The following is a 12,154-nucleotide window of genomic DNA, read 5'->3' on the forward strand; positions in this document are numbered from 1 at the left end:
ACCTACAGAAAGGGGACATTTCTGCATACTCTAAACGATAAAAAGCAGAGAAATAAGAAGCCATTGGTTGGATAAAAGGCGAACGTCAAGCGTTAAATAACACTAACAAAAACACGAAATTAAAACAAGGTTCGCCCTTTTGTCGTATTTTTGCAATGCAAATAATGGTGCAAAGCAAATTCAATGCTTTTACCATAGTGGCCAACTGGCTGAAACAAACATAAAGCACATGAATAGAAACAAACACTTCAGACAATTTCTAGCATGGATGTTCATCGTAACATTCATGTCGGTGTTTGCTATCAAAGACTTTCATGCGCACGAAGACCATCCAACAAAAGTTCATCTAACTTGTGATGGCACCACAAAGGTATTTAAATCTTCTTGTTTCATTTGCGATTTCATCCTGCATAAGGCTAGTGCGCCTACGCTGCAAACCTATCAACCCGCAGTGTATGCCACCATCCTTAAACCCTACATCTTCACCGAACAAGTTGTTTACCGCCACGTTGAAGCGGTAAATAGCCACTCGCCGCCAACGCGCGCTTAATTTTTTCTACACTGTACGCCCCTGCCCCTATTGCGTCTATTCGGAAAGACAAATGTACTTTCTAGAATGGGCTGTATGGGCATTATTCACCTTTTCTTTATCAGAGCAAGAACTGCGTTCGCTTGCTCTAAACTAGTAATTATACACCGTTTGGCCTTATTTGCTACAAGCGCAATGCGCCTAGGCATACAAGCCAACACATATAAGCGTATGATAAAAACAACTATTCTGTGCATCGCACTTGCTGCTTGCACGGTCTCTTGGGCTAATATAAACTCCACAAAACCAATTATTCCCGCTCTTAAAAGCGAACAAGCCGATTCTACCAACACAAAAAACAACAAGCAAAATGGTAAATCAAAGCTTAATAAAGAACAGAATATTGGCGAGATTGTTGTAACAGGCGTTCGACAACAAGCTAGCATTAACAGCGTGAGCAACAAGATTGACGAAAGCCTTATCGACCGTTCAATGGGCAAGTCGCTTGCCTCCATCCTCGAACATGTTAGCGGAGTTAGTTCTATTCAAACCGGAACAACCGTTGCAAAACCTGTTATTAATGGCATGTATGGCAATCGCATTCTTATTGTTAACAACGGAGCACGACAGACAGGACAGCAATGGGGCGTCGACCACGCACCAGAGATAGATCAAAACAGCAGTGGTTCTATTGAGGTTATCAAAGGAGCCGAGTCGGTTAGATATGGCTCTGAAGCGCTTGGTGGTATCATCGTGATGAACCAAAAGGCACTACCCTATGGCCAAACTGCCCTCTCGGGGCATCTTCGAACGCTCTACGGAAACAATGGCAAACGCTATTCTGTAGTGGCACAGGCCGAAGGTACGATGCCCTTCAGCAAAAACTTAGCCTGGCGACTGCAAGGCACTTATGCCAATTCGGGCGACCAAAGCACGGCTAAATACGTGCTTAACAACACCGGTTATCGCGAACACGACTTCTCTGCATCGCTTGGATACAAACTCAATGCCCTGAAACTTGAAGGCTATTACAGCATGTACAATCTTAAGTTGGGCGTGCTTAACAGCGCTCAATTGGGTAGTGAAGACTTGCTTAAAGAACGTATTGCCCTAGGTCAACCCGCTGAAGTTTACCCCTACAGTCGACATATCAATTACCCCTTCCAACAGATTGTGCACCACACTGCCATTGGTAAGGTGTATTTCGATGCAGGTAAATACGGTAATTTCTTTTGGCAAACAGCCTTTCAAGCCGACGACAGACAAGAGAATCGCATCCGAAGGATGAATCTCTCGTACATTCCCGCTGTTAGTATGTACCTCACCTCATTTCAAAACCAATTGAAATGGAACTTGGCATACAACAAATGGAACACCGAAGCAGGAGCAACCTACTTGCACATACGCAATCGTAACCAAACAGGAACAGGCGTTGTGCCACTTATCCCCAACTACACCGAGTACGATTTGGGTATCTACGCCATACAAAAATATCGTAATGGCAACTGGACAGCTGAGACAGGTATCCGCTTCGACAACCAAGAAACTCGCGCATCGGGCTATGACTACACGGGTAAACTATATGGCGGGCATCATGTTTTCAGCAACTTCTCGTACAATCTTGGTACAAGCTATCGCTTTAACGAGCAGTTGAAACTCACCTCCAACTTGGGTTTGGCATGGCGCGCACCCCACGTTCACGAACTTTATAGCAACGGTAACGAACTGGGTTCGGGCATGTTTGTGATGGGCGACTCTACAATGCACTCCGAACAGAGTACAAAATGGGTTACGTCGCTTTCTTATCGCTCCGCCTTTGCCGAAGTAAGAGTTGACGCCTATCTACAATGGATAAATGGCTACATCTACGATGAACCACTTAAAGGCAGGTATGTCACAGTCATCTCGGGTTCTTATCCTCTTTTCCAATACAAGCAAACAGACGCTTTCTTCCGTGGTATAGACTTAGACGTGCGACTGAAACCCATGCTGCATTTGGAATATCATCTGCTATCAGGCCTTATCTGGGCCAATGAAAAGCAAACAGGCAACTATCTGCCCTACATCCCTTCGGCGCGTTTCGACCACGACATCACTTGGGAAGACATACGTGTGGGCAAGGGTAATGCTTGGTTACAGCTTAAACACAGACTGGTTTTAAAGCAAACACGCTTTAATCCTGCAAACGATCTCATCGACTTTACACCTCCCACTTACAACCTTTTTGGTTTAGAGGCAGGTATCGATTGGCCACTTGGCGAACGTAATAAACTGCGTATGCTGCTGTCAGCCGATAATCTTTTTAATAAAGAATATAAAGAATACACCAACCGTTCGCGATACTATGCCCACGACATGGGGCGCGATATTCGCTTCTCTATCGGCTGGTTTTTCTAAAAATAACAATAATAACAACAACAAAACAATAAAAATTTAGGTTATGAAAAAGAATTTTTTCAAGTCAATGCTGACATTCTCTTGTGCAGCCTTGCTCGCACTGACATTCACGGCTTGCGATAACAACGTAGATACACCCATAGACGAAACAAAAAACAAGTTGCACGAAGACCCTGCTAAGGTGACTGTGCAGCTGATTCAAGGACACATGCACGCTGATTGGCGCAAAATAGACACAGGAGGTGGTTTTCACCAAGACTCTGAATCGAGTGCTAAATATCTGAAACGAGTGCAGGAAATAACCTACGAGATAAAGCCAGGCATTGGTTTAACCTTGGCAGAAGGTAGTGACAACAAGTTTTATGTGGTGAAAGCACACGACTATGGAGGCCTAGACGGTGAGGAAAATCCTGCACCTGTTTACCTGCTTCTCATTAAATACTATAACGCTCAGGGGAAACTCATCAACGAGCAGTTTGTTAACAATGGACAAGATGCCATTCACCAACACTTCTTTACTGTTGAAAACGTAAAAGAATTGATGAGCGGAAAAGATGTAAACCAAAAGCCTAATACGCCAGATTACATCGACTATAAATACACCGACACCACACCTTGGGACAAAACAGTGAAGTACGACAATGCCAAACTCACAGGTACTACCAACCCCATTGGCTTTAAGGGAGCTATGCTGTTCTTAAAAGACGATGTAACAATGGACCTCCGCATTAGGCTCTATCATGGTTTCACGGGCAAAAAAGATCCCAAAACTGGTGCTTTTAGCCCCTATTACCGCTTCACACCCACACAATTGCAACAGGGCACATGGGATATTAACTTCACCGTTCCCGTGGTGGTATATGCCGATAGAGAGGACTACATAGATGAGGATAATTTTGATAGCGAAACAAATGTGGACACCATCACTGAGAATAGCTTCAAAAATGAAGTAAGCAACAAGCTTATTCAGCGCATCATGAAGGCTTACAACCTAACGTGGACCGAAGCTCTTCGCGATTATCACAAGTCTATTTTCACAACAGTACCGCACGATTTGGGTAAAGGCGTTTGGCTATAAGCCCTTATTATGTATCATCAACATGGATTAAATAAAACAACCTGCATTTCTTTAACGTAGAAATGCAGGTTGTTTTGTTTCTATCTAAATTGCCCTTCGGATTGTGCAGAAGAACAATAATCAGGGTATTAAATCTTTTTTTGCGTCTGTCTCAACGTTAGCATATCCTTAGGTATGCTTGCTTGTATCTCTTCAACAAGCAGGCTACGCAGTGTTTTGCGAATAAAGTTCTTGCCTGTTATCATCACTATCTCGCGTGTTGGCACAGGAATAGCAAAGGGACGCACCAGTTGTTTGTGATTTTTGTCTAGCTGATATACAGCCAATTCGGGGATAAATGTAAGTCCCTTTCCACTTTCAACAATGCGCATAAACGTTTCGATGCTACCCAGTGTATAGGCTTTCTTGGCAGCCGTAGCCGCTTTAAGATGGCAAAACTTCACCAATTGGTCGCGAAAGCAATGCCCCTCGTCTAGCAGCCACAGATATTCGCCCGTCAGGTCGGCTGTTTTTATGTTCTCTTTACCGAATAATGGGTCGCCTTCGGCCACGTATGCAAAGAATTGTTCGTAGAACAAAGGCACACTATCAAACTCTTCTAAGCCTTCCAGTTGCGCCAATATACCTGCATCAACATCGCCACGCACCAGCGCCCGCTTCAAGTCTTCGGTCTTCATTTCCACAATACGCACATCCATATCGGGATATTTGTTCATCAACTGGGGGAAAAAACGCGGAATAAGATAGGGTGCGATGGTGGGAAGTATGCCGATGGTGAACGTGCCAAACAAAGAGTTTTTCTCTTCTTCAACCGTTTCTTTCAGCTTCCTTGCACGCAATAACACCTTCCATGCTTGCTCCACAACCATTTTACCAGTTGGCGTTGGCGCTATTGGTTGACTCTTACGGTCGAATATTTTAATCCCTAACTCATCTTCTAACTTTTGCACCATCGAGCTAAGCGTGGGCTGTGTAACGCCACAATACTCGGCTGCCTTTGCGAAATGGCGAAACCTAAACACCGCCATCACGTATTCAAGTTGTTGTAAAGTCATTTAATCTATATATTTTTTGTGTTCCACAAAGGTACTATATCTTAACAACAAAACCAAAACTTATGGCATATTAAGATGAGGTTAAAACAGACGTAATTTTATCCTGCGCTGTTTTTAATGATACTTTTCGCATGTTTTTCATGGTTAATCGTATAAAACCAACGAAAAGAGATAATACAAAGGCGCACCAATATCGGTGTTCCCAATAATGGTGCGCCCATTTTAAGCTCATGATTTGTTATATCATGGTTCAGTGATGTTCCAATTATCTTATCTGTAAGTTCATGGTTTCCACCATTCCCGAGCCACGAACGGTTTTATCCACATTCTTTGCTACGCCCGAAAGCTTTATCACTCCTGAGCCCAACACATCGCATTTCACGTATCCTGCGTTAGTCATGTAGGCGCTAATGTCGCCCGAACCCTTAACCGAGAAATGCATATTGTCGCCCTTTAGACGTTTAAACTCGATGTCGCCCGAACCACTAACGCTTGCAGTTGCTTGTTGACAATCAACCATTCCAAAATCAATGTCGCCCGAACCTACAACAGAAACGGTCAACTTATCGCAGATAACATCTTTGAAATCGATGTCACCCGAACCTTTTATGTTAACCGTGAGCAGGTCGGTATCAACACGACGATTGGCTTCAAAGTCGCCAGAACCTTTTACATCCAGTTGGATTAAGTCGGGCGAAGACACGTAGATGTCTACATCATCGCTCGATGAAAAGAATAAACGGCTACCCTTTGATTGTCTCTCTATATATAAGGTCTCACCGCTTACGCGCAAAACCACTGAAGCAACTTCGTCTTGTGGGCCCACTATCTTTGCCATATTCTTAGTACCCTGCACAAAATGAACGTCAGCAGAAGTTGACATCACAATGCGCTTAAAGTACTTTAAGTCTTGTTGGGTGGTTACTTTTTGCTTATTGTTAGCTGCATTAGCACGGGTGCAAGGCACAAATAAAGCGCCCACCACGAGAATCGCAGAAGCGATTAACAAAATTCGTTGTTTCATTTCTAAAATCTATTTATAACTTAATTAATACAACTCTTAGACGTAGCAAACCTACCTTTGGTTGCAAACCTTCTGAAAGAAAAACAAGAATATACAGAAAACAGGTATTAATTAACATTTTGAAAAGAAAAAAACAGATACAAGCAGACAAAAAGAAACAGATTTTAACAACCTACAAACACCGAAAATAAGGAACAGAAGAGTACGCTTACATGCAATCTTAAAATAACTCATCGACGATTTTACTCGAAAACAATGGAAAGAGGCTAATCAGAGATGAAATAAACAAAGCAAACCATCGACAAACACTCAACCTTACGAGAAAAGCAAAGGGCGTGATGAGCTTAAGCAACAAAAGATTTCGCATCATTTAGCCTGTTTTACTAATCATAAACTTACGTCTATGCACATGATTACCTAAAAAAAACGTAACTTTGCAGCAAGATGACCATCAGTAAAGCGAAAATAAAGTACATCCGCTCGCTGGAAGCGAAGAAGCACCGCGATGCAGAAGGCGTTTTTGTAGCCGAAGGACCAAAGGTGGTGGGCGATTTGCTGGCCATTATGCCCGCCAAACTATTGGTAGCCACTAGCCAATGGCAGACACCTGAACACTTAGCTGCAACTACCGAGCTGATAAATGTTAGCGAAGACGAATTGCAAAAAATAAGCTTCTTGCGCGCTCCGCAACAGGTTATGGCCGTGTTTCCTAAACCAAACCAACAGGAAAGCGGCCTTGACACACTTGTGGCAACCAACGAACTCACCCTAATGCTCGATGGAATACAAGACCCGGGCAATCTAGGCACCATCATAAGACTGGCCGACTGGTTTGGTATCCGCCATGTGGTGTGCAGCAACGACACGGCCGACGTGTTCAACCCCAAGGTAATTCAGGCCACAATGGGCAGCATTGCCCGCGTGAAAGTGAGCTATACACCACTAGAGCCTTTGTTAGATGTCCTTCCCGCTTCACTACCTGTATATGGTACACTGTTAGACGGCACCAACATTTACCAACAAGACCTATCTTCAAATGGCATCATTGTGATGGGAAACGAAGGAAAAGGTCTTTCGCCTGCTGTTAGGCAGCGTGTAAGTCACAAGCTGTTAATTCCCCGTTTTGTCGGTACTGAACAAGGCGCAGAAAGCCTTAACGTTGCCATTGCCACCGCCATCGTATGTGCAGAGTTTAGAAGACAGGGCGCACAAATGCGTTAAACATATAACTATAAGCCTTGCTAACTTATAAACTTGCAAACTCGTCAACTTAAAAAACAACCCCATAAAAAAGACATTAACATGGAAACCGAACTAATTAAAGACCGAAGTCTCTCTAGTTGCATAAAGATGGCAAACAGTCTTTTAGGCGTAAACTTCGCCAAAACACTTAAGGCAATATGGATACCCGCCCTACTCCTTGCCATTACTGTATCAATAATGGGCTTTACTACATTGCTAGGCTTACCCTCGCAAACACCTACCGACCCTCAACGCTTGCTACTTCTCACAGCAATAAAGAGTGTAACATGGCTAGTGGCAGCAGCAATTTGGGCCTATTTTTTGGCATCGGTGATAACACTTGTGAGCGAAAGTGGATTTAAACAAAACCTTCGTCGCTCGTTAGCAGTGGTTGCAGTAGAGGTGGTTTTCTATATTTTACTTGCGGTAATTGGCATTATTATCTGTTGGATGGTGCTAATAAACCACGCCGACAAGCTCTTTACACCCACTTTTTTTATGATTATTAGTGTTGTTTTGCTTGTATGGGCATTACTAACGGGCTTACTCATGGTGCCATTTAGATATGTAGAGATGCGCTATTTATTGTCGCCCACTGGTAGTTTGCGTCGCAATCTCATTGCCTATTACGTCGCTGGTGTTAAAGGAGGTGCACTCCTTATAGGCGCAACCTTCTTTACTGCTTTGGCATCGCTATGCGCAGGACTAGTTATTTTCTTACCTACCGTTATCCTCTTTGGCGCGAAAGCTTCGTCGTTGGTTGGGGAAATAACCATGAACGACCCCTCTGGACTGCCCACATACTTTAATATCCTGTTCGTAGGCTCGCTCATTCTCACCACGTTTGTGTTTATGATAGTGGTGGTTTGGACGCAATTTGTGTTTTATTACGCTTATGGTTCGATAGAATATCGTAAGCAAATGAAGAAAGAAAAACAAGAAACTACATTGCAATAAACCACAAAAAGCCCGGAAAGTGAACCAACACCTTCCGGGCTTTATGTTTTTAAGCTAATTGCTTAGCAAGCTTTAGAACTTGTAAACAATACCTGCGCTGAACACAGTTTGGTTGTAGTTGCTTACAACTTGGTATTTAACTTCAGCATTGAGGTAGAGGTCTTCAGTCAATGCATAGTCCACACCACCACCGAAGTTAACGCAGAATTTACCATAGTTATCGTTAGTCTTATATACAATACCAAGGTTTTGATATTCCCAGCTTGACTTAACGTTAGCATAACCAAGACCAGCCATAGGATAAACGGTGAACTTGTCGGTAAGGTTGAAGAGATAGTGCAAGTTTGCATTCAGATCCCAGAACTCCAAGTTGTTTTTCTTGAAGTAATAGTTGAAGTTTGCATCAGCACGGAACTTGTCGGTGATGTCGTAACGACCTCTTACACCAATACCAAGGTTTTCAACGCCTGTACCATACAATGTGTGAACACCAACTGCAACTTGTGCAGAAGCAAATGCGCTTACCATAGCGAAAGCGGCTACTAAGAATAGTTTCTTCATTTTTCTCTATTGATTTTAATGATTAAATTACCTCAATCGCTGCCGAGAAAGCAGCATTCAAGGTGAGATTACTCTCTGATTTTGTATGTTTGCCTTTCAAATTATCGTTCTAATTCGGGGCAAAGATAAATAAAAAAAACATAACTAGCACACTTTTCCCTAAGAAAAACAACTATAAGATTTGTAAATACAGACAAATCAAATCCGTCTATCCCGTCAAAAAGCCCATATATAAAGGCACTAGCAACAATTGCGCCGCTAGATGTTAAACTGCAATTTCGTCTTAATTTAACAGTCTTCAACATGCAGGCATCAGCAATCAACTTTAGCAAAGCATTTAAAAAGCACCTTCATTGATAATGAAGAAAATAGTCCACGCATTTATTTTGCAGTATTGCCAACTTGCACTACCTTTGCAACAACTTAAAGATAAACAAAGAAATGACATATACCATTGAAAGGGTTGCAACGCTTATCGGGGCACAACGCCTTGGCCATGCCGAGGCTCGCATCAGTTTTGTGCTCACAGATAGTCGCTCGCTCTGTTTTCCTGAAGAAACATTGTTCTTCGCTTTGCGGTCTAACCGTAACGACGGACACCACTATATATCCGAACTTTATCGTCGCGGGGTGCGCTGCTTTGTGGTTGAAGAAGTGCCAACGCAGGCCACCAACCAATTTGGAGATGCCAATTTCTTAGTGGTTAGTTCCACTCTTCAGGCCTTGCAATGCCTTGCTCAACGCCACCGAGAAACATTTAACATCCCCGTAGTGGGCATAACTGGAAGCAATGGTAAAACAATGGTAAAAGAATGGCTCTATCAACTGCTTTCGCCACAAATGGTTATAACGCGAAGCCCGCGCAGTTATAACTCGCAAATTGGCGTTCCTCTCTCCGTTTGGTTGCTCAACAGCCATTCGCAACTGGGTGTTTTCGAAGCGGGTATCAGCTTCAAAGGCGAGATGCAAGCCTTGCACAACATCATTAGGCCCACCATTGCTGTGCTAACCAACATTGGTTCGGCCCACGAAGAAAACTTTTCGTCGGCCGAAGAAAAGTGCAGAGAAAAACTAAGGCTGTTTAAAGGGGCACAAGTAATGGTGTATAACGCCGATGACGAAATGGTTACACGCCTACTAAACGAGACTGAACACAAGGGCGAACGCCTGGCTTGGTCGGTAAAAAACCACGATGCTGCCATGCGCATAACCAAGATAGACAAGCAACCCACACACACAACCATACATTATATATATAAGGGAGGAGAACCAAATTGCTTCTCGCTACCCTTTATAGACGATGCTTCGGTGTGCAACTCCATTATATGCGCCACCGTTGGCTTACACTTGGGCTTAGATGCTAGCACCCTTAACCTGCGCATGAGCAAATTAGAACCTGTGGCCATGCGACTAGAAGTAAAAGAAGGACTAAACGGTTGCACGCTCATCAACGACTCTTATAACTCAGACATCAACTCGTTGAACATTGCACTCGACTTTATGAACCGACGCCCCGACCACAACGGACAGAAAAGAACGCTGGTGTTGAGCGACATTTTACAAAGCGGACTGCCCGATAAAGAACTATATCAAGAGGTGTCTAACCTAGCCGAACAGCGTGGCGTGCAAAAGTTTATTGGCATAGGACCAAAGATTTGCACCAACAATGCATGCATTGCTTTGGCCGAACGACATTTCTTTAACTCGGTGGCTGACTTTATCCGCAGCGATGTTTTCAAAACTTTGCACAACGAAGTGGTACTACTCAAAGGAGCAAGAAGCTTTGGTTTCGACCAGCTTACCGAGCAAATGGTGAAAAAAGTACACGAAACAACACTCGAGGTGAACCTCAATGCCATGGTTAACAACCTTAATTATTATCGCTCATTGATGCACCCCAACACCAAACTGGTGTGCATGATTAAGGCCGATGGCTATGGGGCTGGTGCCGTAGAGATTGCTAAAACCCTGCAAGACCATCGCGCCGACTACCTTGCTGTGGCCGTTGCCGACGAGGGAGCTACATTAAGACGTAATGGAATTACTAGTAATATCATGGTAATGAACCCTGAAATGACAGCCTTCAAAACCATTTTCGACTACGATTTAGAACCCGAAGTGTACAGTTTCCGACTGCTTGAGGCACTGATTAAGGCTGCTGAAAAAGAGGGCATCACTGGATTTCCTGTGCACATTAAACTGGATACGGGCATGCACCGACTGGGATTTGACCCCGACAAAGACATGCCACGCCTGATTGAACGCCTACACAATCAAAACGCTTTAATTCCTAAGTCGGTATTCTCACACTTCGCTGGAGCCGATGCCGACGAGTTCGACTCTTTCTCGCAAAGCCAATTCGAACGTTTCGATGCTGGTAGTAAGATGCTGCAAGCTGCCTTCGAACACCATATCTTGCGACACATTGACAACTCTGCTGGTATTGAACACTTCCCTCAACGCCAACTAGATATGTGCCGTTTAGGACTAGGCCTCTACGGCATTAACCCTCGCAACAATGCCATCATTAATAATGTGAGTACCTTGCGCACAACAATCCTGCAGATGAGAGAGGTTAAAGCAGGCGACACCGTGGGCTATTCGCGACGCGGAACAATAGAACACAATAGCGTGATTGCTGCCATACCCATAGGTTATGCCGACGGACTAAACAGAAAATTGGGCAACCGAAACGGCTATTGCCTAGTAAACAACCAACCTGCACAATACGTGGGCAACATCTGCATGGACGTTGCAATGATTGATGTTACTGGTATCGACTGCCACGAAGGCGACAGCGTGGAGATATTTGGCGACAATTTACCTGTAACCGAATTGTCTAATGTGCTACAAACCATACCCTACGAGGTGCTTACAGGCATCAGCAACAGGGTGAACAGAGTGTATTTTCAAGATTAAATAAACAAAAAACATACATTACATGCTGCTTATTATCGACCCCAACAACGACTTTGCCGATAGCCACGGTAGTCTTTACGTGCCTAATGCCAATAAAGCCATCGAGGCCATCGCACATTATATTAACGAGAACAACCCCGAAGCCATCGCCATTTCGTTAGACACACACCGCCGTTACCACGTGGGACATTGTGCTTACTGGCAAGGTGAAGGCGTGCAGCCCTTTGCCAATGTGCGGGCAGAAGATGTGGAAAACGGACGCATAGCACCCGTTTTTGCCCCTAAAGAGCAAGTGCTTGCCTATCTGCACGATATGGAAAGCCAAGGACGTGTGCACACTTTGTGGCCCGAACATTGCCTCGTTGGCTCGTGGGGATGGGCTTGCCCCAACG

10 protein-coding genes are annotated in these 12,154 nt (G+C 44.0%); 7 read left to right on the forward strand and 3 right to left on the reverse strand.

Features of this window, described 5'->3' with window-relative positions:
* Positions 1-229: 229 nt before the first annotated feature.
* The 3 genes from QME03_RS10880 (at position 230) to QME03_RS10890 (ending at position 4,004) form a co-directional block, all read left to right on the forward strand.
* Positions 230-550: a hypothetical protein gene (locus tag QME03_RS10880; RefSeq protein WP_281724372.1), complete on the forward strand. Its 321-nt coding sequence runs from the start codon at positions 230-232 to the stop codon at positions 548-550.
* Between the two features lie 210 nt (positions 551-760).
* Positions 761-2,926 (forward strand): TonB-dependent receptor, encoded by a 2,166-nt coding sequence (locus tag QME03_RS10885; protein WP_110370192.1) that lies wholly within the window; start codon positions 761-763, stop codon positions 2,924-2,926.
* 43 nt (positions 2,927-2,969) lie between these two features.
* On the forward strand, positions 2,970-4,004 hold the full coding sequence (locus QME03_RS10890; RefSeq protein WP_110370185.1) for a hypothetical protein: 1,035 nt from the start codon (positions 2,970-2,972) through the stop codon (positions 4,002-4,004).
* 128 nt (positions 4,005-4,132) lie between these two features.
* Here QME03_RS10890 and QME03_RS10895 read toward each other — a convergent pair whose 3' ends face one another.
* Together QME03_RS10895 and QME03_RS10900 are read right to left on the reverse strand one after the other, a co-directional pair.
* A complete protein-coding gene (locus tag QME03_RS10895; protein WP_025816270.1) occupies positions 4,133-5,059 on the reverse strand; it encodes a hydrogen peroxide-inducible genes activator in 927 nt (308 codons plus the stop codon).
* 265 nt (positions 5,060-5,324) lie between these two features.
* Positions 5,325-6,083: a head GIN domain-containing protein gene (locus QME03_RS10900; RefSeq protein ID WP_281724373.1), complete on the reverse strand. Its 759-nt coding sequence runs from the start codon at positions 6,081-6,083 to the stop codon at positions 5,325-5,327.
* A gap of 444 nt (positions 6,084-6,527) precedes the next feature.
* Here QME03_RS10900 and QME03_RS10905 point away from each other — a divergent pair, with 444 nt between their 5' ends.
* Together QME03_RS10905 and QME03_RS10910 are read left to right on the forward strand one after the other, a co-directional pair.
* Positions 6,528-7,304 carry a TrmH family RNA methyltransferase gene (locus QME03_RS10905; protein WP_110370183.1) on the forward strand — a complete coding sequence of 259 codons (777 nt, stop codon included), beginning with the start codon at positions 6,528-6,530 and terminating at the stop codon, positions 7,302-7,304.
* An 81-nt stretch (positions 7,305-7,385) separates the two neighbouring features.
* Positions 7,386-8,282: a hypothetical protein gene (locus QME03_RS10910; RefSeq protein WP_281724374.1), complete on the forward strand. Its 897-nt coding sequence runs from the start codon at positions 7,386-7,388 to the stop codon at positions 8,280-8,282.
* A gap of 72 nt (positions 8,283-8,354) precedes the next feature.
* Here QME03_RS10910 and QME03_RS10915 read toward each other — a convergent pair whose 3' ends face one another.
* Positions 8,355-8,843 carry an outer membrane protein gene (locus tag QME03_RS10915; protein WP_281724375.1) on the reverse strand — a complete coding sequence of 163 codons (489 nt, stop codon included), beginning with the start codon at positions 8,841-8,843 and terminating at the stop codon, positions 8,355-8,357.
* Between the two features lie 441 nt (positions 8,844-9,284).
* Here QME03_RS10915 and QME03_RS10920 point away from each other — a divergent pair, with 441 nt between their 5' ends.
* Entirely contained in the window at positions 9,285-11,762 is a 2,478-nt protein-coding gene (locus tag QME03_RS10920) for a bifunctional UDP-N-acetylmuramoyl-tripeptide:D-alanyl-D-alanine ligase/alanine racemase (protein ID WP_281724376.1), read from the forward strand.
* A gap of 22 nt (positions 11,763-11,784) precedes the next feature.
* Positions 11,785-12,154 (forward strand): cysteine hydrolase family protein (locus QME03_RS10925; protein ID WP_462675815.1); only part of this gene is annotated, 370 nt, incomplete at its 3' end.

This window comes from Hoylesella shahii (assembly GCF_937990675.1).
Taxonomy (GTDB): domain Bacteria; phylum Bacteroidota; class Bacteroidia; order Bacteroidales; family Bacteroidaceae; genus Prevotella; species Prevotella shahii.